Origin of the sequence: Streptomyces sp. NBC_01689 (assembly GCF_036250675.1) — a bacterium.
In the GTDB taxonomy this organism is placed as follows: domain Bacteria; phylum Actinomycetota; class Actinomycetes; order Streptomycetales; family Streptomycetaceae; genus Streptomyces.
On sequence record NZ_CP109592.1, the window covers coordinates 7796693 to 7818822 of the forward strand.

Below are 22130 nucleotides of genomic sequence, written 5' to 3' on the forward strand. Positions count from 1 at the left end.
GGGCCGCCCCTCTCCGTTCAGCCCTGGACCGGGTCGACCACCCAGTCCGGGTGGTTCGGCATCGGCGGGGTCTGCGCGCCGTAGAGCCACGGGCGCAGGAACCCGTCGAGGTTCCGGCCCGCGACCTTCGAGGCCAGGTCGATGTAGTCCCGCGTACTCGCGGTCCTTCCGCGGTACTCGGTCACCCAGGCCCGCTCGATCCTGCCGAAGGCCACCGGCCCGACCTTCTCCCGCAGGGCGTACAGGACGAGGGCCGAGCCGTCGTACCGCATCCGCTTGAAGAGGTTCGGTTCGGTCGGTTCGGCCGGGGCGCCGTAGTCGTGGCGCCACTGGTCGTGGGCGGCGTAGGCCGACTTCATGGCCGCCTCGAAGCTGTCACCGCCGTGCGTCTCGGAGTACAGGCGCTCGTAGAAGCGGGCGTGTCCCTCGCTCAGCCACAGGTCGGACCAGGTCCTGATGCCGACGCTGTCGCCGGTCCACTGGTGGGTGAGCTCGTGCACCAGGTTGCGTTCGGCGCTGACCCGGTCCCCGAGCAGGTCGGCCTTCGGGACCAGGGAGAGTGTCTGGGTCTCCAGGGCGACCCCGAGGTCGGTGTCGCCGACGAGCAGGCCGTACCGGTCGAAGGGGTAGGGGCCGAGCCGCTCCTCCAGCCACGCGATGTGGTCGGCGGTGAGCTCGCGGTACTGCTCGGTGGCCGCGACCAGACCGTCCGGGACGACATCGCGCAGGGGCAGCCCGTGCGGTCCCGTGCTGTCGGCGAAGGTGAACCTGCCGATCGCGAGCTGCACGAGCTGGGTCGCGAGCGGCTGCCCGGAGTCGTACGTCCACCGCACCCGCCCGTCGGGCTGTTCGGCGCGGCCGGTGAGCTTCCCGTTGGCCACCGCGGTCAGGCCCGGCGGGGTGGTGATGTGGAAGGTGACCGGCGCGCGCAGGCTGGGGTGGTCGTTCGAGGGGAAGATCATCTTGGCGCCGTCGGGCTGCGGATAGAGCACGGTGCCGTCGGGCGTGGGGATCCAGCCGTAGTCCTCGATGGCGTCGTCGCGGTGGCGCATCTGGCCGGGATCGGCGGTGTAGGTGACCTTCACCGTGAACGGCCTGCCCTCGGGGAGCGGCTCGGCCGGGGTGATCACCAGTTCGTCGCCGTCGCGCACGGCCGTGGCCGTGGTCCCGTTCACGGTCACCGTGTGCAGGGTGTTGCCGGCGAAGTCCAGGTCGAAGCGGGAGAGTGCCTGGGTGGCGGTCGCCCTGACCGTCGTGGCCGCCTCGAACGGTGTCCCGGGTGCCTGCCAGTCGAAGTCGAGGAGGTAGCGGGTGACCCGGTAGCCGCCGTTGCCGTCGAGCGGGAAGACCCGATCGCCGAGGCCCGCGGCGCCCGGGGAGGGCGCGGTGGCGGGGGAGGGGCCGGCGGAGGAGGAGGGATCGGCGGTCGAGGAGTCCGCGGCCTGGGAGACCGGGCCCGTCAGGGCGGCCACCGTCGTGATCGCCGCCGCCAGGGCGAGGCGGGCTCTGCGGCGAGGCGTCCGGAACGTGCTCATCGAGGACCTTTCGGTTGGCTGACCACTGTCCTGTGAGGAGACCCACACCCGTGGCGCACCGTTGCGGAGAACCGGAGTGATTCGACGGTGGTCGAAGTGTCCCGGGCCGCAGGGGTGACCAAGGTCTCTACCGCTGAAACCCGTTCCGGTGGCAAGGTGGTCTGGTCGGTGGGGAGCCGGTGAGGGGCGGGGAAACGACCGCACCCCTACGTCTGCGAGAAGCCATGACCGCGACCTCCGCCACCGCCGCCCGCGTCCGTGCCCGAACCGGCGGGCCCAAGGACGACGGCCCCAAGATCCTCGAACACGTCGTGGGCTGGATCTTCGTCGTGGTCCTGGCGATGCTCGTCACGCAGCTCGGTCTGTTGTGACCTGATCGTTCCGGTACGCCGCGGAAAGCGGGTCCGGCCAGTCGATCGGAGTCGAACGAGCAGGTGGCATCGTTCTGTCATACTGCCGATGTCCCGCTGGCAGTCGGAGACTAGGGCCGGAATTGAATCATAGTCAACAGCGTGCTGTCGACCGTCCGCGGGCGCACGGCACCGATCGTTCGCTGGCGCGCCGCACCGAACTGATCGCCATCGGGCGGAAGTTGTTCGCCGACACGTCCTACGACGCACTGTCGATGGACGACATCGCACGGCAGGCGCATGTCGCCAAAGGGCTGATCTACTACTACTTCAAGTCCAAGCGGGGCTATTACCTCGCGATCGTCGAGGACTCCGTCGCCGACCTGGTGTCCCGGGCGGCGAGCGGCCTCGAACTGCCCCCGGCCGAGCGGGTGCACCGCACCATCGACGGCTATCTCCGCTACGCCGAGCAGAATCAGGCCGCGTACCGGACGATCATCGCGGGCGGGGTGGGCTTCGACAGCGAGGTGCAGGCCATCCGGGAGGGCGTGCGCGAGGTCATCGTCGAGACCATCGCCGAAGGCGCCTACGGCAGGCGCAAGATCGCGGCGCTGCCCCGGATGGCGCTGCTGGCCTGGCTCTACAGCGTCGAGGGCGCGACCCTCGACTGGATCGGCCGTCCGACGCTGTCCCGCGACACGATGCGCGAGCTGCTGGTGAAGACGCTGGGCGGCGCGATGCGCGCGGTCGAGGAGATCGACTCCTCCTACAGGGCCCCGCAGTCCGCCCGCCGGGACCCCTGAGCGAGGGGCGGAGGCCACTGGACCTCCGCCCCGAGTGCCTTACTCCGGCGGTCAGTTGATCGACTTGATCAGCTCACCGTTCGAGGTGTCACCGCTGAGCTCCCAGAAGAACGTGCCGCCCAGACCCTGCTGGTTCTTGTAGGCCATCTTCCCGGCGATGGTCGACGGGGTGTCGTAACTCCACCAGTTGGTACCGCACTTGGCGTACGCCGTGCCACCGACGGTGCCCGTCGCGGGGCACTTCGTCTTCAGCACCTTGTAGTCCTCGATGCCCTGTTCGTAGGTTCCGGCCGCGGGTCCGGTGGCGGTGCCGCCGGGGGCCGCCTGGGTCACGCCGGTCCAGCCGCGGCCGTAGAAGCCGATGCCGAGCAGCAGCTTCGAGGCCGGGATGCCGAGGCCCTTGAGCTTCGCGATCGTGGCCGCGGTGTGGAACCCGGCCTTCGGGATGCCGGTGTACGAGTTCAGGGGCGAGTGCGGGGCGGTCGGCCCGGCCGCGTCCCAGGCGCCGAAGAAGTCGTACGTCATCGGGTTGTACCAGTCGACGTACTGCGCGGCGCCCGCGTAGTCGGCCGCGTCGAGCTTGCCGCCGCTGGTGGCGTCCGCGGAGATCGCGGCGGTGACGAGCGCGCCGCCGCCGAACTTCGCGCGCAGCGCCGCCATCAGGTTCTTGTACGCCGCCTTGCCGCTGGTGTCACAGGTGTTGCCGCAGGCGTTCGGGTACTCCCAGTCGATGTCGATGCCGTCGAAGACGTCGGCCCACTTGGAGTTCTCGACCAGGTCGTAGCAGGACTGGGCGAACGCCGCCGGGTTCCTCGCCGCCTCGCCGAAGCCGCTGGACCAGGTCCAGCCGCCGAACGACCAGAGCACCTTGAGGTTCGGGTGCAGCTTCTTCAGCTTGCGCAGCTGGTTGAAGTTGCCCCGCAGCGGCTGGTCCCAGGTGTCGGCGACACCGTCCACCGACTGGTCGGCGGTGTACGCCTTGTCGGTCGCCGCATAGGCGTCGCCCATGGCGCACTTGCCTCCGGTGACATTGCCGAAGGCGTAGTTGATGTGGGTGAGCTTGGCGGCCGAGCCGGACGTCCGGATGTTCTTGACGTGGTAGTTCCGGTCGTAGACGCCCCATTCGGTGAAGTAGCCGACGACTTTCGAACCCGCCGCGGCCGCCCGGGCGTTGTCGGCGACCGTGGCGACGCGGGTGGTGCCGGACGGGGGGAGGGCGCGGGCGGTGGAGGACTCCGTGGCCGTCGCGGTCCCGGCGCCGGCCGGCAGCCCCGCGCCGAGGACGGCGCAGCACACGGCGGACAGGAGCGACCGGGCGGGGGCGCGCCCCGGTCGGCCGGGGCCCGGGCGGAGGGCCCGGGAGAGGTCCCGGAAGCGGGAGCGGTGCGATGTGAGCATCGAGTCTCCTCGTGGGGGAGAGGGGAACGGGCGCTGTTTGGCATGCACGCGATGACGTGTGGGGGAACAGTAAGAGGACTAGACCATTGAGTCAATGGTTCGGACCAGTATCCGGCGCCCCGGATCTCCCGGCCCCGGATCTTCCGGCCGTGGACCGCCCGAAGGTGCCCGTCGGGGCCGGCGGGCGGTCAGCGTGTGTCGCCTCGCGGGTCCCGGTCCCGCCCCGCGTTGATCCGGTACGGGCCGGGCGGAGGCGTCGCGAGGCGGATCCACTCGGGATCGTGCAGCCCCGGCAGTGTCCGGCCGCGGTCGGCCCAGGTGCGCAGCAAGGCGCGGTAGATGGGGGGATCCGGGGCCGGTGGGGGTGGCGGGGCGATCTGCCGAACCGATTCTTCCGTGGCGGGGGCGAAGGCGTGGCGCCCACGGCCGGTCGCCGCTTGGGTGGGGGTCATGCCGGGGCAACGCGCGGGTGGCGGGACAGGTCACCGGCCCGCGCAATCGGGCGTGCGTTCGCGACCGGCTCGTTCGGGGCGTCGCGACCGGTCCGCGCGAAGGGTGCCGTCCGGCGGCGCGGTCCGTCCGGGGCGGGGTCCGGCGTCTGGCCCCGGACTCTCATCTGACGTACCGTCAAATGCCGTGCCGGAGGCCCGCACTTCTCCGTCCGGAGGCCGACTGCCGTGCCTTCAGGGAGGCCCGCCATGTCCGACGACCGCCCCGTCGCCCTCGACGAGTACCCCGTGCACCAGGTGCCCCTGTCCATGAAGCACGTCGCGACCGGCGACCGCAACGCGTACGACCGCTACATCTTCCACGTCCTCGACCACCGGGGAAGGGCCTTGCTCATCGCGGGACTCGGGGTCTATCCGAACCTCGGGGTGATCGACGCGTACGCCACCCTCCGGCGGGGGAACCTCCTGCACGCCGTGCGGGCCTCGGACGCGCTCGGGGACGACCGTACGGAACTGGCCGTGGGCCCGTTGCGGATCCGCGTAGAGCGCCCCCTGAAGGAGTTCGTGCTGAGCTGCGCGGCCGCCCCCGACGACCCCGACGGACTGTCGTACGAGATCACCTGGACGGCGGACTTCCCCGCGCTCTGGGAACCGCACCACCTCCAGCGGCACGGCGGCCGGCTCACCCTGGAGGGGAGACGCTTCGTGCAGGCGGGCCACTGCGAGGGCTGGATCCGGCAGGGCGGCGAGGGGACACGTCTGACCCCGGGCCGGTGGACCGGTACCCGCGACCGGAGTTGGGGCGTGCGGCCGGTCCCGGGCGAGGAGGGCGGCAGGTACGCGGAGGAGCGTCCCGCGGAGGGATTCCACTGGGTGTGGTGCCCGGTCCGGTTCGAGGACCGGTTCCTGATGGTCGTCCTCCAGGAGGACGCCGACGGTCACCGGGTGCTGAACGACGCCACGCTCGTCCGCGACGGCAGGCGCGACCTCCAACTCGGCTGGCCCCAGGCGGACATCACCTACCGGTCGGGCACCCGCCGGCCCACCTCCGCCGTCATCCACCTCACCCGGCCCCGGGACCGGGCGCCACTGCGCCTGGACGTCGAGGTCCTCACCTCCTCGCCCCTCGCCGTGGGGGCCGGCTATCCGCCCGCCGACGACTGGCAGCACGGCACCTGGCGCGGGCGCGGGTGGACCGACCGCCGCACCTACGACCTCTCCGACCCGGCAGCCCACCGGCGCGCCGCGTACGGGGTCGTCGACCACGCCGCCCGCTGCACGCTGGACGGCCAGGTCGGACACGGGATCTTCGAGCACGGCTCGTTCGGCCGGCACGACCCGAGCGGCTTCACCGGATTCGACTCGGTCGCGCCCTGACCCCCGGACGCGGCCCGAAGGGAGTGGACATGGCCACGGCACCCCGCCCGCGCACGACCACCCGCGACCGGGACGAACTCGGCCGGCGGCTGACCGCCTGGCTCGACGCGCGTCTCCCCGGCGCCAGGGCGGCGCACCTCACCGTCCCCGCCTCCAACGGGATGTCCAGCGAGACCCTGCTGTTCGACATCGAGCACCCCGAACCACCGCTGCGGCGCTGCGCGTTGAGACTGGCGGCGGACCCGGCCGCGTACACCGTCTTTCCGGTGTACGACCTGCCGCGTCAGTACCGCACCATGCGGCTGGTCGCCGAGCACTCCGACCTTCCGGTCCCCCGGGTCCTGTGGCTGGAGGAGGACCCCGGCCCGCTCGGCGCACCCTTCTTCGTGATGGATCGGGTCGAGGGGCGCGTACCGCCCGACGTCATACCGTACACGTACGAAGGCAACTGGCTGCACGCGGCGAGCGACCGGGAGCGTGCACGGCTGGAGGACGCGTCGGTCGGACTCCTCGCCCGCCTCCACGACCAAGTGCCCCCGGCCGCAGCGGAGTTCCTGGCCCTTCCCGGCGACGGCAGCCCGCTGCGACGGCACGTCGAGGCCCAACGCGCCTACTACGCCTGGGTCGTCGACGGCCGCCCGCGCTCACCCCTCATCGAGAGCGCCTTCGACCGGCTCGGCGACCTGTGGCCGCGCGACGAGGGCGAGACCGTGCTCAACTGGGGTGACGCGCGGATCGGGAACGTCGTCTACGACGGCTTCGAACCCGCGGCCGTCCTCGACTGGGAGATGGCGGCGCTCGCCCCGCGCGAGGTCGACCTCGGCTGGACCGTCTATCTGCACCGCTTCTTCCAGGACCTCACCGTGAGCTTCGGCCAGCGCGGGCTGCCCGGGTTCCTGCGCCGCGACCGCGTGGAGCGGCGCTACGCCGAACTCACCGGCCGGCCACCGCGCGACATGGACTTCTACACGCTGTACGCGGCCCTGCGGCACGCTGTCGTCATGCTGCGCATCGCCTACCGCCAGGTGCACTTCGGCGAGATCGCCGTCCCCCCGGACCCGGACACCCTGATCCTGCACCACGACAGCCTGCGGGCCATGGTGCGGGGCGGCTACTGGGAGGGCCCGGAGGCCGGCCGCTGAGCGCTCGCGCGGCTCAGGCCGCCTGGCGCCGCATCTCGGGGACCCGCATCGGGCGCGACCCCGGGCCGCCGACGTGCGAGAAGGGCTGCGTCCGCCAGTCGAGGCCCTGAGGGAGCGTCAACAGGAGCGCGGTGTCCTGCTCCTGAAGCTCCATCGACTCGTCGGCCGACCGCGCGTCGGCCGCGGAACGGCCCGTGCCCGCACAGACCGTGAGCCCGAACGGGTTCCACGGCGAGGCGCACAGCGCGTGCTCCGGCAGGACCTCCTCGTCCGCCAGCAGCGCGATGGGCTGCGCGCAGTCCGGGCAGATCACCCGGACCATCTCGAAGGTGTCGTAGGCGTCGAAGTCGTCGTCGTCGAGTGCGTCGACGCCCTCCGGCTCCGGTTCGACGACGGGCTGCTGCCGCTTGGACGCGGTGCGGCCAGGGCGCTTGAGACTCTGCATGGATTTCTCCCCCTCGGGTGGGCCGACAAGGCGCTGCGGCCTCGACCACAGCAAGCATTTCCCGCCCCGTATCCGCGGTAATCACGAGAACATCACGGACCCGGTCGGGACACTGTGTCCTTCGTCACATGCCGCCCGCAGATGCCCCGCACGGTGGATTTGTCCCCCGGGTGTCCCGCGGCCCGCTCCCGCGCACATCACGAACCGGGCATGACCTGCACTGCTGAGGTATCCGGCGGGTTCGGGCGCACTGTAGGTTCTTGCGCCATGGAGGAGCTGGACCGACAGATCGTGCAGCTGCTCGTCGCAGACGGGCGGATGAGTTACACCGACCTGGGCAAGGCCACGGGCCTTTCCACGTCCGCCGTGCACCAACGGGTGCGCCGCCTGGAGCAGCGCGGCGTGATCCGCGGCTACGCGGCGGTCGTCGACCCGGAGGCCGTGGGACTGCCCCTGACCGCCTTCATCTCGGTGAAACCGTTCGACCCGAGCGCCCCGGACGACATCGCGGAACGCCTCGCGGACGTGCCGGAACTGGAGGCCTGCCACAGCGTCGCGGGCGACGAGAACTACATCCTCAAGGTACGGGTCGCCACCCCGCACGAACTGGAGGAGCTGCTGGCCCGGCTGCGCACCCTCGCGGGCGTGTCGACCCGGACGACGGTGGTCCTGTCCACGCCGTACGAGGCGCGGCCGCCGCGCATCTGATCCACCCGCGCGACCGCCCGGTGCCCACCCGGGCGACGGCCGGCATCCGGCAGGCGCGAGACTGTTCCCCATGAGTGAGCGCACCGCCCCGTCCGACACCGTGCTGCTGCGCGGTGGAGAAGTCCACAGCCCCGCCGATCCCTTCGCCACCGCGATGGTCGTCGAACGCGGTCAGATCGCCTGGGTCGGCTCGGAGGGCGCCGCCGACGCCTTCGCCGACGGGGTCGCCGAGGTCGTGGACCTGGAAGGCGCGCTGGTCACCCCGGCCTTCACCGACGCCCATGTGCACACCACCGCCACCGGTCTCGCGCTCACCGGCCTCGACCTGAGTGACGCGCCCTCCCTGGAAGCCGCTCTCGCCCTCGTACGCGACTTCGCCGCCGCCCGCCCCGCCGACCGGGTCCTGCTCGGGCACGGCTGGGACGCGGCCCGCTGGCCCGGCGGGCGCCCCCCGACGCGCGCCGAGCTGGACGAGGCCGCCGGCGGCCGCCCGCTCTACCTCTCCCGTATCGACGTGCACTCCGCCGTGGTCACCACCGCGCTCCTGGACCTGGTCCCCGGAGTCACCGGACGCCCCGGATACCAGGACGGCCCGCTGACCCGCGACGCCCACCACGCCGTCCGGGCCGCGGCCCTCGGCGCCGTCACCGCGGCGCAGCGCACCGAGGCCCAGCGCGCGGCCCTCGCGCACGCCGCCTCCCTGGGCATCGGCTCGGTGCACGAGTGCGCGGGCCCGGAGATCTCCTCCGAGGACGACCTCACCGGCCTGCTGCGGCTCGCCGCCGAGGAGCGCGGCCCCCGGGTCGTCGGCTACTGGGCCGAGCAGGGCGAGGAGGGCGTGGCGAGGGCCCGCTCACTGGGCGCGGCCGGCGCCGCGGGCGACCTCTTCGTCGACGGCTCCCTCGGCTCGTACACCGCCTGTCTGCACCAGCCCTACGCCGACGCGGCACACACCGGCACCGCGTACCTGGACGACGCCGACGTGGCCGCCCATGTGATCGCCTGCACCGAGGCGGGCCTCCAGGCGGGCTTCCACGCCATCGGGGACGCCGCCGTGACCTCGGTGACCGAGGGGGTGCGGGCGGCGGCGGAGAAGATCGGTCTGGCGCGCGTGCGGGCCGCCCGGCACCGTGTCGAGCACGCCGAGATGCTGACGCCGGAGACCATCGCCTCCTTCGCGGAGTTCGGCCTCACCGCCTCCGTGCAGCCCGCCTTCGACGCGCTCTGGGGCGGCGAGGACGGCATGTACGCCCAGCGTCTCGGGACGGAGCGGGCCCGCACCCTCAATCCGCTGGCGGCCCTGCTGCGCACCGGTGTGCCGCTCGCCTTCGGCTCCGACAGCCCGGTCACCCCCCTCGATCCGTGGGGCACCGTCCGGGCGGCGGCCTTCCACCGCACCCCGGAGCACCGGGTGTCGGTGCGGGCCGCCTTCACGGCGCACACGCGCGGCGGCTGGCGCGCGATCGGACGCGACGACGCGGGGGTCCTGGTGCCGGGCGCACCCGCGGACTACGCGGTGTGGCGCACCGAGGAACTGGTGGTGCAGGCCCCCGACGACCGGGTGGCCCGCTGGTCCACGGACCCCCGCTCCGGCACCCCGGGACTGCCCGACCTGAGCCCCGGCGGTGACCTGCCCGTCTGCCTGCGCACCGTCGTGGGCGGACGGACGGTCTTCGTACGGCCGGGCGAGTGATCTCGCAGGGCGGCAGGGTGGTGATCGACCGCCGCCGTCCCGTCGCGCGACCTGCGCATCCTCTTCTCCGACCGGGCCGAAGAGGGAAAACCCGCAGTTCAGACGAGTGTTGACAGCCAGCCGCAAGGGGCCGGTAGGTTCGGCCGGGTCCACCACCGGACGTCCGACCGGAGAACTTCCAGACAGTCGCCGGAGCGCCGCTGGGTCAGGGGCGGTGTGCCGCACCGGCGCACCGCCGAGCCAGGCTCAGCGGCGGCGCCACGGCGGGGGAACGTTCACGCCTGTCGGCAGGGTGTGACCCGGGTGGGGCCCGGACGTCCAGTAGACAACGGCTTTCGGTCGACCCGCAGCCAGCGGGTCCCTGGTCGGCCCGAAGGGCGCCGGGCCCCCATCCGCAGACGCGGTTCTCCGGCGCGGGAAGGGCGCTCTTACCCGGTTCTTGTCGAATCGACACCCCTGTCTGGCGCACCGACGCGTCAGCGCAGGCCGGGGCCACTATGGTGGACCCCTGCGTACGGACTTGAAGGGGCAGCAGTGAACGACGGCGACGGGACCCTCGCGGCAGGAGCCCAGGCGAGGCGGTTCGGCCCACTCGGCACGGCCTTGGTGATCATTCCGACCTACAACGAGGCGGAGAACATCAAGAAGATCGTCGGCCGGGTGCGGGCCTCGGTGCCCGATGCGCACGTCCTGGTGGCGGACGACAACAGCCCGGACGGCACGGGCAAGTTGGCCGACGAGCTGGCCGCCGAGGACGACCATGTCCAGGTCCTGCACCGCAAGGGCAAGGAAGGGCTGGGCGCCGCGTATCTGGCCGGCTTCCGCTGGGGGCTGGAGCACGGGTACGGCGTCCTGATCGAGATGGACGCGGACGGTTCGCACCAGCCGGAGGAGCTGCCCCGGCTGCTCACCGCGCTGAAGGGCGCCGACCTGGTGCTCGGCTCGCGCTGGGTGCCGGGCGGCCGGGTGGTGAACTGGCCCAAGTCCCGCGAGTTCATCTCGCGCGGCGGCAGCATGTACTCCCGGCTCATGCTCGACGTCCCCATCCGGGACGTCACCGGTGGGTTCCGGGCCTTCCGGCGGGAGACCCTGGAGGGTCTCGGACTCGGCGAGGTCGCGTCCCAGGGGTACTGCTTCCAGGTGGACCTCGCGCGGCGGGCCGTGAAGGCCGGCTACCACGTCGTGGAGGTGCCCATCACCTTCGTCGAGCGTGAACTCGGTGACTCCAAGATGAGCCGGGACATCCTGGTGGAAGCGCTGTGGCGGGTCACCACCTGGGGCGTGGGGGAGCGGGTCGGCCGGATCACCGGACGCAAGCCGTCCGCGTAAGGTCCGGCGGAGGTCTGCCGGGGGACCGACTGAGCCGTGTCGCGCGCCGGGGAAAGCGCTGATCATCCGCTTATCCCGTACTGAGGCGTGCCCAGGCACACTGGGTGCATGACGACTGGCACACCGACTTCCCCGCGCCCCGCCCGACCGCGGCGGTCCGCGCTGCGCAGGTACCTGCCGCTCGGCATCGCCGCCTGGCTGGTGCTGGAGATCTGGCTGCTTACCGTGGTGGCGGGGGCGGCGAGCGGCTTCGCGGTCCTGCTCCTGCTGGTGGCCGGGTTCCTGCTCGGTTCCGTGATCGTCAAGCGGGCCGGGCGCCGTGCCTTCCGCAACCTCAGCGAGACGCTGCAACAGCAGCAGAGCGGCGTGGCCCCCACGGGCGGCGGCGAGGGCAACGGGCTGATGATGCTCGGCGGCCTGCTGCTGATGCTGCCCGGCCTCGTCTCGGACGCCGTGGGCCTCCTCCTGCTGATCCCGCCCGTCCAGAAGGCCCTGAGCCGGTACACCGAGCGCGCCGTCGAACGCCGGATCCGCCTGGCCGCCCCCGGCAGCGTCGGAGACGCCTTCCAGCAGGCACGCATCCACCGTCCGGACGGCAAGGTGGTCCAGGGCGAGGTCATCCGGGACGACACCCCGCGGGGCCCGGCGGACCCGACCCCGCACCGTCCCCTGACGGGCTGAGGGGCCGAGGGGCCGAGGGCTGACGGGCCCGGGGGTACCGGGCCCGCGCGGGCACCGGTTCCCCGGCGGGTGGGTCGACCGGCCTGGACCGGGCTGAGGGAAAGGGCCCCGGGCATCCGTCCTCGACGGGCCGGTCGGCCGGTCGAGGTGATGAGGGCCGGCCGGGCCGACCAGCCCCGGCCGCGTGGACGCGCGCCGGTCAACCCGGCTCCTGAACGCCCCGGCCGGGGTGAACGCGGACGTCCGGCACGCCGGGAGTGAACCCGTCCGGGTGATACCGCCGCGGCGCGGTCCCTCAGGGAACGGGGGTCGGCCGGCGAGTGCCCGGCCCCCGCGGGGAGCGGCCCGGCCGGCCCCGATGGCGCTCCCGTGCCTCCGTCGTGGTGTCCGTGTGCCACAACGCACGAGACCGCGGGCCCCGTACGAAGAACGTACGGGGCCCGCGGTCTCGGCGTGCGGTGTATGCCACCCAGTCCCCGGAGGGACTACGCGGACTTGCGGCTGTCCCGCGGATGCACCGCGATGTTCATCGCGCCGGAGCGCAGAACGGCCAGGCGCTCCTCGAGGACCTCTTCGAGTTCCTCGCGGGTGCGCCGTTCCATCAGCATGTCCCAATGCGTACGCGCGGGCTTGGCCTTCTTTTCCTCAGGGCCGTCGCCGTCCACCAGGAGTGCCTGGGCCCCGCAGACCTTGCACTCCCACTCCGGCGGGATCTCCGCCTCGACCGAGAAGGGCATCTCAAACCGGTGCCCCTTCTCGCATGCGTACTCCACGGCCTGGCGCGGGGCCAGGTCGATGCCGCGGTCCGTCTCGTAGCTGGTCACCACGAGGCGCGTGCCGCGAAGAGCTCGCTCACTCATGAATCGTGCCTCCCGGGCTTGTCGCCCACAGGACAGGTGTCGCTGTCGTCGTCATCCGGTCAACGTCCGGTCGGCGGTAAAGATTCCCGTTCCGGGTCATGCGTCGCCGTCGTAGCCGCCCCTTGTTGTACCCACCGACACCCGGTTTGTCACATCTGGCAGCAGATGTCACCCAACGCTTCAGTATCTTTGACGCGCAGTAACGGTACGCCTGGCAGGCCAAACGCGTACACTACCGTCCTTTGGCCTCAGGTGCTAAATCCTGTCGGGTACGGGATTTCCCGCGTCGCGGATCGCCTGCCGCACCGGGACCCTCGCGAGCAGCCCGAATCCGATGACGAAGAAGGCCACGAGCGAGATGATCGCGTCCCGGTAACTTCCCGTCAGCTGGTAGGTCAAACCGAACAGAAGCGGGCCCAGCCAACTCATCCCCCGGTCGCTCATCTCGTACGCCGAGAAGTACTCGGCCTCCTTGCCGGCCGGCACGAGATGCGAGAACAGGGAGCGCGACAGGGCCTGGCTGCCGCCCAGGACCAGGCCGATGCCGGCGGCGAGGACGAAGAACCACACCGGCGCGCCGGCCGGCAGGAAGTACCCGGCGGCCAGGGTCACCGTCCACGCGACGAGTGAACCGAGAATGGTCCGTTTGGCCCCGTACGCACGCGCCAGCCGCCCCATGCCCAGGGCGCCCCCGACCGCGAGCACCTGCACGAGCAGCACGGCGACGATGAGCGTCGACTGGCTCAGGCCGAGTTCCTCGGACCCGTACACCGAGGCCTGCGAGATCACCGTCTGGATGCCGTCGTTGTAGACCAGATAGGCGAACAGGAAGGAGAGGGTGAGCGGTTTGCCGCGCATGTCGCGCACGGTGGCCGCCAGCTGCCGCCATCCGTGCGCGGGTGTCCTGTCGCCGGGGGCCGTACGGCGGTCGCGCAGCCGCCTGAGCGGGACGAGCGTGAAGGCGCCCCACCAGAGGCCGGCCGACGACAGGCAGATGCGGACGGCCGTCGCCTCCGAGACACCGAAGGAGTCGTGGGCCGTGAACAGGACGAGATCGGCGATCAGGACCAGGGAACCCGCCGCGTAGCCGAAGGCCCAGCCGCGCGACGAGACGGCGTCCCGCTCCTCGGGCGGCGCGATCTGCGGCAGGTAGGAGTTGTAGAGGACCATCGAGACGGCCACCGAGGCGTTGGCCACGACCAGGAGCAGACCGCCGAGCAGATAGCGGTCCCCGTCCAGGAAGAACATGCCCGTCGTGGCCGCCGCGCCGAGGTACGCGGAGGCGGCGAGCAGCGGCTTCTTGCGTCCCGTGCGGTCTGCCGCGGCGCCGGCCATCGGCATCACGAGGATGGACAGGATGACGGAGGCGGAGACCGTGTAGGCGAAGAAGGAGCCGGCCCGGATCGGTATCCCGAGCGGGTGGACGAATCCGTCCGCGTCCGCAGCGTGCTTGGCGACGGCCGTCAGATAGGGGCCCAGGAAGACGGTGAGCACGCTCGTCGAGTAGACGGAGCAGGCCCAGTCGTAGAAGTACCAGCCGCGCTGCTCGCGGCGTCGTTCGGCGGCCTCGTCGGCCACCTGTGCCCGCACGGTGTCGGTGCGCACCCGTGCTCCCTCGCTTCCCGCTGGACGATCGTTGTACGGACACGCCGGACGGACCGCGCGAGGGCTCAGGCCCAGGTGCCCCGGTCCTCCAGGACCCTGCGCAGCGTGTCGATGTGATCGGTCATGATGCCATCGACTCCCAGGTCCAGGAGCCGGTGCATGCGATCGGGATCGTTCACCGTCCAGACGTGGACCTGCAGGCCGCGCGCGTGGGCGGCGCGCACGAAGCGCCGGTCGACGACGGGCACACCCGACTGAGACTCGGGCACCTGGGCGGCGATCGCCGAGTCGCGCAGGGCGGCCGGTATGCCGTACGACCGCAGCCGCAGCCCCAGGACGCCCTTGGTGCCGTAGGACGTGGCCAGGCGGGGGCCGGCCAGGCGCTGGGCGCGGAAGACCCGGGCCTCGGAGAAGGAACCGACGCAGACGCGGTCCCAGGCGTCCGTGCGTCCGATGAGGTTGAGCAGGGGGTGCAGGGCGGGTTCCGCCTTGACGTCCACGTTCCAGCGCACTCCGGGAAAGGTCTCGAGGAGTTCCTCGAAGAGGGGCACCGGTTCCTCGCCCGCCACGCGCGCCTGGCTCACGTCCTCCCACGAGAGGTCCGCGATGCGGCCCGCGCCGTCCGTCACCCGGTCCAGGGTCGCGTCGTGGAAGGCGACGAGCCTGCCGTCCGCCGTCGCGTGCACGTCCGTCTCGATGTAGCGGTAGCCCGTCGCCACCGCCCGCCGGAACTGGGCGACGGTGTTCTCCAGGCCGTCCGCCGCCCCGCCGCGATGGGCGAAGGCGATCGGGCCGGGGTGGTCCAGGTACGGATGGCGTATGCGCGTGCTCACCCTGGAAGTATCGCGCCCTCCGGTTGACCGGCGGCAACGACCGTGCTGCCGCCAGGTGCCCGGCGGACGGCGAACATCCGCAGGAAGAACTGGGCGAGCGGGCCGATCGCGACGGCGTAGAGCAGCGTCCCGACGCCGACCGTGCCGCCGAGCACGAAACCGGTCGCGACCACGGCGACCTCGAGGACCGTGCGCACCAGCCGGATCGAGCGGCCCGTACGCCGGTGCAGCCCCGTCATCAGCCCGTCGCGCGGGCCCGGGCCGAAACGGGCGGAGATGTAGAGACCCGTCGCGAGTCCGTTCAGGACGATGCCCGCCAGCATCAGCGGGACGCGGACCGCCAGCGCGTGCGCGTCCGGCACCAGGGCGAGCGTGCCGTCCATCGCGAGGCCGACCACGAAGACGTTCGAGACCGTGCCGAGGCCCGGCCGTTGACGCAGCGGGATCCACAGGAGCAGGACCGCCGCGCCCACGAAGATCGACACCACGCCGATCGTCAGTCCGGTCAGCTCCGCCAGCCCCTGGTGCAGCACGTTCCAGGGCTCCAGGCCGAGTCCCGCCTCCACGAGCAGGGCGGAACTGGCGCCGTACAGCGCGAGCCCGGCGTACAGCTGGACCAGCCGCAGCGGGAGGCGTCCGCCGGTGTCAGGACCGTTGGCTGGTGTGGAGTCGGCCGGTGTGGACATGACGTGCCCCCCTGGGTGGTGCGTGTGGTGGTGCCAGTGGCCTGGCACGTGCCATTCTGTGGCTTGATGGAGGACGCCATCCAAGGCCAATCCGAGGAAGGTGGACTGGAAGCAATGGCGCAGTGGACATCGGCGATGGGGGCCGCGCAGCTCGCCCGGCTGCTCAACTCCCAGCAGGAACGCCCCTCGGGGCCGGGGACCCGGCGGCCGCCCGCCTACCGCGCGCTCGCCGACGGCGTACGGCTGCTCGTGCTGGAGGGCCGGGTACCGGTCGCCGCGCGGCTGCCCGCCGAGCGCGAACTCGCGCTGGCCCTGTCCGTCAGCCGCACGACGGTCGCGGCGGCCTACGAGGCGCTGCGCGGCGAGGGCTTCCTGGAGTCGCGCAGGGGAGCCGGCAGCTGGACCGCCGTGCCCGCCGGGAACCCGCTGCCCGCACGCGGTCTGGAGCCGCTGCCGCCGGAGGCCCTCGGTTCCATGATCGACCTCGGCTGCGCGTCGCTTCCCGCACCCGAACCCTGGCTCACCCGTGCCGTGCAGGGCGCCCTGGAGGAACTGCCCCCGTACGCGCACACGCACGGCGACTACCCGGCGGGGCTGCCCGCGCTGCGCGCGATGATCGCGGAGGGGTACACGAGGCGCGGCATCCCGACCATGCCCGAACAGATCATGGTGACCACCGGTGCGATGGGCGCGATCGACGCCATCTGCCATCTCTTCGCCGGGCGCGGCGAGCGCATCGCCGTCGAGTCGCCCTCGTACGCCAACATCCTCCAGCTGATGCGGGAGGCCGGGGCACGGCTGGTGCCCGTGGCCATGGCGGAGGGACTCGCCGGGTGGGACATGGACCGCTGGCGGCAGGTCCTGCGCGACGCGGCGCCCCGGCTCGCCTATGTCGTGGCCGACTTCCACAATCCGACGGGAGCCCTCGCGGACGAGGACCAGCGTCGCCGGCTGGTGGACGCGGCCCGTTCCGCGGGGACGGTCCTGGTGGTCGACGAGACGATGAGCGAGCTGTACCTGGAGGACGGGGTCGCCATGCCCCGCCCCGTGTGCGGCTTCGACCCCGCCGGGTCCACGGTGATCACTGTCGGGTCGGCCAGCAAGGCCTTCTGGGCGGGGATGCGCATCGGCTGGGTGCGGGCCGCCCCCGATGTGATCCGCAGTCTCGTCGCCGCGCGCGCGTACGCCGACCTCGGCACGCCCGTGCTGGAGCAGCTGGCCGTGAACTGGCTGCTGAGCACGGGCGGCTGGGACCAGGCGGTGGCGATCCGGCGGGAGCAGGCCCGGGAGAACCGGGACGCGCTGGTCGCCGCCGTGCGCCGGGAGCTGCCCGACTGGGAGTTCTCGGTCCCGCGGGGCGGGCTGACGCTGTGGGTGCGCACCGGGGGGCTGTCGGGGTCGCGGCTCGCCGAAGTGGGTGAACGGGTGGGCGTACGGGTGCCGTCCGGGCCGCGCTTCGGGGTGGACGGGGCCTTCGAGGGCTATGTACGGCTGCCGTTCACGGTGGGCGGCGCGGTAGCGGAGGAGGCGGCGGTCCGGCTGGCCGCGGCGGCACGGCTGGTGGAGACGGGGGCGAGCGCGGGGAGCGAGGGTCCTCGCACGTTCGTGGCCTGAGGGCCGTCGTCCGGATCAAGTGGTGCCGGAGCGGGGTGGCTTGACGGCGGCAGCGCCGGGCGGGTGGTCCGGTGCGGCCGCGGGTGGCCCGGCCCGCGGCCGGGCGCGGCCCGGTGTGCGGGCCCGGCGGTGCCCCCGGACCGGGACCGTCGACCGGACCGCTCCCTGTGGACGAACGGCGGGCCGGACCGGCCCGCCGTTCGTCCACAGGTCAGCCCTCCGCCGCCGCCGGTTCCGCGGCGGCCGCGACGGGCCGGGGTCCGGCTTCGGCCGGGGCGGGCAGGGGTTCCGCCTCGGCCGATGCGCTCCTGGCCGGCAGGAGGTCCAGCACCGCGCGGCGCTGTGTCTCGTTCGTCGCGTCGTCGAAGGGGTCGGGGGTCGCCGGGACCTGGAGGCGCAGGACGGGGCCGGCGCCGAGCCGCGCGTAGCCGCGGCCGGGCGGCACGTGCTGGGGCGGGGTGGTGTGCGGCGGCACGCCGAGCACGGCCGCCAGCTGCGGGGGCGACGCGGGACCGAGCACCACGCGCGCGCGGGTGTGCTGGAGGACGGCCTCACCGAGAGAGTCGAGGGAGTCGAACTGCTCGGCCACCACGACCGTGACGCCCGCCGCGCGTCCGTGCCGCAGCGGTACCTCCAGAAGGTCCTGGGGATCGCGGTGGCCGTCGGCGGCGGCGAGATGGCCCAGGGTGCCCGGACGGTCCAGCAGGATCCAGAGCGGGTTCTTGGTGTCCTCCGGCGCGGGATGTCCGGCCTGCCGGGCGTGGTTGGCGGAGAGCAGCCGCCGCTCCGTCTCGTGCGCCGCCCACTCCAGACTGGCCAGCGCCCCGGCGAGGCCGGACTCGACGGCGAGCACGCCGTCCCGGCCGGTCAGGCACGCGTACTCGCCGGTGCCGCCGCCGTCGACGACGACGACGTCCCCGTACTGGAGAGCCTGCAGGGCGATGGAGCGCACCAGCGTCGACAGACCGCTGCCCGGCTCGCCCGCGGCCAGCAGGTGAGGTTCCGTCGAACGGGCGCCGGTGCGCCAGACGACCGGCGGGACGTCGCGCAGGGCCTCGCCGAATCCGAGCGGGAGCGTGCGCTGGACATCGGCCGGGTCGGTGAAGCCGAGGACCGTCTCACCGGGTGCGGTGACGAAGCGCTGGGCGCAGATGTCGGTGGGGAGCGGCGGCAGCACGGTGACGGTGAGTTCGTTGCCCTCCTGCTCCCACGCGAAGTGGTATTCGCGGCCACGGCCCGACTTGGCCTGGAGCAACTGTTCGATCCGGGCCCGGGCGACCGCCTCCCCGTCCGTGAAGTACGCCGGGTAGCGGACGAGGAGACGGGACACGCGTCCGTCGTCGTCGAACTCGTGGGCGGGGAAGGCCTTGTCCCAGTCGCCGCCGTGGGCGTAGAGGGGAGCGGGGTCCTCGGGTACGGAGAAGTACGGGACGAGGGCCTCGTAGAGCGACTGGAGGCGGGTGACCTGTGCCTCGTCGGGGCCGGTGGGGGCCGGCGGGGTGCGGTCGCGGCCGTACCAGGCTGCCGCCGCCATCAGGGTGATGGCGGCGAGCAGCGGTCCGTACGGCACCAGCGCCACGACCAGGATCACCGAGGCCACCAGGAACAGCAGCGGCCCGCGCCGGTCCTTGGGGGTCTCGATCCACTTGCGCTGTCCGACACCTGCCAGGCGGCGCAGTCCGCGGGTGACCGTGATCAGTGGCTGGAGGACGTCGGTGGCGCTGTCGGCTGCCGTCCGGGCCAGCTCCCGGCTTCGGGCGATCTGTGCGCTGCCGTTGCTGAGGATGCGGGGGAGGGGGCGCCGGGCCACTGCTGTCTCCTGAAGGTGCGTGCGAGGGGCGGGGAGGTCAGAACTTGATCCCGCCTAGGAGGCTCGCCAGGCTCTCGCCGCCGGCCTTGATGCTCGGCGCGATCGCCGTGCTGGCGAGGTAGAAGCCGAAGAGCGCGGCCACGATGGCGTGCGACGCCTTGAGCCCGTCCTTGCGGAAAAAGAGGAAGACGATGATGCCGAGCAGGACGACGCCTGACATGGACAGAATCATTTGAGCTCTCCTGGTTCGTGGGGACAGTCACCATGAGTTGTTCCAGGATCACAGGATGTATCCATACGATAAAAGGTGCAAATGGGTCGTTTTCTTGTGATTTCACTCGATCGGCTGAGGTGTTCCGGTGGGGCGGAGCGGGCCCGCCCCCTCCGGCCCTGTCCCGGTTTCTCCCGGTGGAATCCTGGTGATCCTTGCCTCGGCGGCGGCCGGTCATGTGCCGTCGGAGCCAGTACGCTGGCGATTCACCCGTACGGCCGCACATGCCGCGGTCGTACGGACCTGCGCATGACACTCCACGCGGTGTCGTAGGCTCCCGCAGTCCCTGGTGAGGCGTTCCTTGTCGTTGGCGCCGCCGTGAGGCGTCGTCCGAGGTGTGAGAGGCGGTCCGGTCGTGAGTGAAGTCCCCGACCCCGAGGTCGTGGAGTTGGCGACCAAGATCTTCGATCTGGCCCGCCGGGGCGAGACCGAGGCGCTCGTGGCGTACGTCGACGCGGGCGTTCCGGCCAACCTGACCAACGACCGCGGCGACTCCCTGGTGATGCTCGCCGCCTACCACGGCCACGCCGGGGCGGTGCGCGCCCTCCTGGAGCGCGGCGCCGAGGCGGACCGGATCAACGACCGGGGTCAGACGCCGCTCGCCGGGGCCGTCTTCAAGGGCGAGGAGGCGGTCATCCGCGCGCTCCTCGACAGCGGCGCCGATCCGGCCGCGGGCACCCCCTCGGCCGTCGACACGGCCCGGATGTTCGGCAGGACAGAACTGCTCGAACTGTTCGGCGCGCTCTGACACCACCACGCTGACCAGGCACGACACGGAAAACGGGGGAGGCGGTACGGGGCCGCCGGAAATACGGTCGCGGCAGGAAGAACTGCCGAGTCATCATGACGTCGTGATTCACGGACGCGATGGCTGGGCAGGTGTTGCCGCACCGCGCGGGCCGTGACACGGCCCGCATGGGCCACCGACGAGAGGCAGAGGAAGATGGTCTACAGCAAGCAAGAAACGGCGGACGCTCCGACGTGTTGTCACGCGGCCAGGTAATGCAGGATCCCGGTTGCGTCGACGCTTGATGTGAGGCTGTTTCCCATGTTCGATCCGGTCATAGCGCCCAGCGGAACGCTGCTCGGCCTGCTCCAGAGGGGCCGCGGCGACGGCACGCTGCACGCGCTCACCGCACCGCGGGCCGAGGCGCTCGCGGCACTGAACCACTGTGTGCTGAGTGATCCCCGCCACGACTGGCAGGTGGAGAACCGCTCCCTGTACTACGCCCGTCTCTACCTCGACCTGAGTGGCGAGCTCGACGAGATCGAGCGGCACCTCTTCGACGCCGAGGACGTCCTCGACGACTGCGAGTCACGCACGGGCCTGGCCCTCGCCGTGCTCGGGCACCTCGCCTCGTACGGCAGGCGGGACGCGCTGGAACTGCTGCGCCGGTACGCCGCCTCGGGCACCAACTGGGCCTGGGCGCTGGACGAGTTGGCCCTGCGTGACGACGACGCGGGTCTGCGGGCCCTCGCCGAGCCCGTACTCGCCCGCTTCCCGGCCGGCCCGGAAGGGGAGGCCGCGCTCGCCGCCCAGGTGCGCGACGCCTTCGAGCCCCGGCCCTGGCGGCTGTGGGCCGACGACCCTCGCGCGGCGATCGCCACGCGCGTGCGCGCGGCCCAGGAGCAGGGCTCCTTCGACCGATGGCAACGGCAGATGCGGCCGTCCGGCCCCCGCCCGGGGTGGAGCGTGCGCGCCGTGTTCGAGTGGGCCCAGCAGGGTCTGGACCGTGGAGCCGCGCTCCATGTGCCGGCCGCGCGCTGCCTCACGGCCGTCGCGGCCCCCGAGGACCGGCCCGAGATCGTCGAGGCCGCCCGGAGCGGCGGCGACGGCGCCCGGTGCACCGCCCTGCGCTATCTCGCCGACAGCAACGATCCGGACGCCCTGGCGCTGATCGAGGCCGCGGTGGGGGACGGCACGGCGGCGGTCGCGGAGGCCGCCGTCGACGCGTTCGAACGCATGCGCAGTGTCGCCGCCGTCGACCGGGCGCGCGGCTGGGCGCACCGGCCCGACGCCCTGGGCGACGCCGCCGGCCGGATGCTCGCCTGTCGCGGCGCCACCAAGGACAGCGAACTGGTGCTCGGCGCGCTCCGGGAGGCCGTACGCGGCGAAGGCCCCGACGCGCCGACCCTGTGGACCCTGGTGGACGGCGCCGGGCGGCTCGGCATCGTCTGCGCCGCCCCCGTACTGCGGCACGTCTACCGCGAGACCGCCTCCTCCCATCTGCGCGGCCGGGCCGCCCGGGCGCTCGCCGCCACCGACCCCTCCTTCCCCGCGGGCTTCGCCGTCGAGTGCCTGTGGGACTGCGAGGAGACGACCCGGGAGGTGGCCGCGCGGCACGCCGAGACGGGTGACGCCCGCGTCGTGGACCAACTGCGCCGGCTCGCGTCGGATCCGGCCGAGGAGGCGGAGGTCCAGACAGCCGTGCGGAGCCGTATCGGGCCCGACGCACCCGCCGTATGAACGAGGGGTGACCCGGGGGGCAGGAGGGCATGGCCGTGGGCTGACCTGGACAGGTGTGCGAGACAACGCTCACG

General features: G+C 72.4%; 20 protein-coding genes. 11 read left to right on the plus strand and 9 right to left on the minus strand.

Features of this window, described 5'->3' with window-relative positions:
- Window positions 1–17 precede the first annotated feature (17 nt).
- Window positions 18–1535, minus strand: coding sequence for a M1 family metallopeptidase (locus OG776_RS33430; RefSeq protein ID WP_329323002.1), 1518 nt, complete (start codon window positions 1533–1535; stop codon window positions 18–20).
- Window positions 1536–1759: 224 nt separating this feature from the next.
- Between OG776_RS33430 and OG776_RS33435 the strand changes: the two genes are divergently transcribed.
- Together OG776_RS33435 and OG776_RS33440 are read left to right on the plus strand one after the other, a co-directional pair.
- On the plus strand, window positions 1760–1906 hold the full coding sequence (locus OG776_RS33435) for an SCO1431 family membrane protein (protein ID WP_148007870.1): 147 nt from the start codon (window positions 1760–1762) through the stop codon (window positions 1904–1906).
- A gap of 122 nt (window positions 1907–2028) precedes the next feature.
- Window positions 2029–2688: a TetR/AcrR family transcriptional regulator gene (locus tag OG776_RS33440; protein WP_148007871.1), complete on the plus strand. Its 660-nt coding sequence runs from the start codon at window positions 2029–2031 to the stop codon at window positions 2686–2688.
- Window positions 2689–2739: 51 nt separating this feature from the next.
- Here OG776_RS33440 and OG776_RS33445 read toward each other — a convergent pair whose 3' ends face one another.
- On the minus strand, window positions 2740–4086 hold the full coding sequence (locus tag OG776_RS33445) for a glycoside hydrolase family 18 protein (protein WP_329323003.1): 1347 nt from the start codon (window positions 4084–4086) through the stop codon (window positions 2740–2742).
- A 698-nt stretch (window positions 4087–4784) separates the two neighbouring features.
- On the opposite strand from OG776_RS33445, the gene OG776_RS33455 reads away from it, so the two are divergent.
- Window positions 4785–5912, plus strand: a complete 1128-nt coding sequence (locus tag OG776_RS33455; RefSeq protein ID WP_329323005.1) for a hypothetical protein — start codon at window positions 4785–4787, stop codon at window positions 5910–5912.
- 29 nt (window positions 5913–5941) lie between these two features.
- Window positions 5942–7054 (plus strand): phosphotransferase family protein, encoded by a 1113-nt coding sequence (locus tag OG776_RS33460; RefSeq protein ID WP_148007873.1) that lies wholly within the window; start codon window positions 5942–5944, stop codon window positions 7052–7054.
- A gap of 13 nt (window positions 7055–7067) precedes the next feature.
- Here the strand turns inward: OG776_RS33460 and OG776_RS33465 are convergent, their stop codons facing one another.
- Window positions 7068–7499, minus strand: a complete 432-nt coding sequence (locus OG776_RS33465) for a hypothetical protein (RefSeq protein ID WP_148007874.1) — start codon at window positions 7497–7499, stop codon at window positions 7068–7070.
- A 267-nt stretch (window positions 7500–7766) separates the two neighbouring features.
- Between OG776_RS33465 and OG776_RS33470 the strand changes: the two genes are divergently transcribed.
- The 4 genes from OG776_RS33470 to fxsA all read left to right on the plus strand — a co-directional run bounded on the left by OG776_RS33470 (window position 7767) and on the right by fxsA (window position 11910).
- Window positions 7767–8207, plus strand: coding sequence for an Lrp/AsnC family transcriptional regulator (locus OG776_RS33470; RefSeq protein ID WP_148007875.1), 441 nt, complete (start codon window positions 7767–7769; stop codon window positions 8205–8207).
- Between the two features lie 70 nt (window positions 8208–8277).
- On the plus strand, window positions 8278–9900 hold the full coding sequence (locus OG776_RS33475; protein WP_148007876.1) for an amidohydrolase: 1623 nt from the start codon (window positions 8278–8280) through the stop codon (window positions 9898–9900).
- Between the two features lie 534 nt (window positions 9901–10434).
- Window positions 10435–11229, plus strand: a complete 795-nt coding sequence (locus OG776_RS33480; protein WP_148007877.1) for a polyprenol monophosphomannose synthase — start codon at window positions 10435–10437, stop codon at window positions 11227–11229.
- A 108-nt stretch (window positions 11230–11337) separates the two neighbouring features.
- Entirely contained in the window at window positions 11338–11910 is a 573-nt protein-coding gene (gene fxsA, locus OG776_RS33485) for an FxsA family membrane protein (RefSeq protein WP_148007878.1), read from the plus strand.
- Window positions 11911–12395: 485 nt separating this feature from the next.
- Here fxsA and OG776_RS33490 read toward each other — a convergent pair whose 3' ends face one another.
- From OG776_RS33490 to yczE, 4 genes are all read right to left on the minus strand, one after another.
- Window positions 12396–12770: an RNA polymerase-binding protein RbpA gene (locus OG776_RS33490; protein WP_003977404.1), complete on the minus strand. Its 375-nt coding sequence runs from the start codon at window positions 12768–12770 to the stop codon at window positions 12396–12398.
- Between the two features lie 255 nt (window positions 12771–13025).
- Window positions 13026–14375: an MFS transporter gene (locus OG776_RS33495; protein WP_148007879.1), complete on the minus strand. Its 1350-nt coding sequence runs from the start codon at window positions 14373–14375 to the stop codon at window positions 13026–13028.
- A 65-nt stretch (window positions 14376–14440) separates the two neighbouring features.
- Window positions 14441–15208, minus strand: a complete 768-nt coding sequence (locus OG776_RS33500) for a glycerophosphodiester phosphodiesterase (protein WP_148007880.1) — start codon at window positions 15206–15208, stop codon at window positions 14441–14443.
- Window positions 15205–15894 carry a membrane protein YczE gene (gene yczE / locus OG776_RS33505; protein ID WP_261994407.1) on the minus strand — a complete coding sequence of 230 codons (690 nt, stop codon included), beginning with the start codon at window positions 15892–15894 and terminating at the stop codon, window positions 15205–15207. Before yczE ends, OG776_RS33500 begins: the two co-directional genes overlap by 4 nt.
- A gap of 114 nt (window positions 15895–16008) precedes the next feature.
- On the opposite strand from yczE, the gene OG776_RS33510 reads away from it, so the two are divergent.
- On the plus strand, window positions 16009–17508 hold the full coding sequence (locus tag OG776_RS33510; RefSeq protein ID WP_148007881.1) for an SCO1417 family MocR-like transcription factor: 1500 nt from the start codon (window positions 16009–16011) through the stop codon (window positions 17506–17508).
- 211 nt (window positions 17509–17719) lie between these two features.
- Here OG776_RS33510 and OG776_RS33515 read toward each other — a convergent pair whose 3' ends face one another.
- Window positions 17720–19318: a hypothetical protein gene (locus OG776_RS33515; protein WP_329323006.1), complete on the minus strand. Its 1599-nt coding sequence runs from the start codon at window positions 19316–19318 to the stop codon at window positions 17720–17722.
- A gap of 37 nt (window positions 19319–19355) precedes the next feature.
- A complete protein-coding gene (locus OG776_RS33520) occupies window positions 19356–19550 on the minus strand; it encodes a hypothetical protein (RefSeq protein WP_148007883.1) in 195 nt (64 codons plus the stop codon).
- Between the two features lie 394 nt (window positions 19551–19944).
- On the opposite strand from OG776_RS33520, the gene OG776_RS33525 reads away from it, so the two are divergent.
- On the plus strand, window positions 19945–20337 hold the full coding sequence (locus OG776_RS33525; protein WP_329323007.1) for an ankyrin repeat domain-containing protein: 393 nt from the start codon (window positions 19945–19947) through the stop codon (window positions 20335–20337).
- Between the two features lie 300 nt (window positions 20338–20637).
- Complete coding sequence (locus OG776_RS33530) at window positions 20638–22056, plus strand: HEAT repeat domain-containing protein (RefSeq protein WP_329323009.1); 1419 nt, start codon at window positions 20638–20640, stop codon at window positions 22054–22056.
- The last annotated feature ends 74 nt before the right edge of the window (window positions 22057–22130 follow it).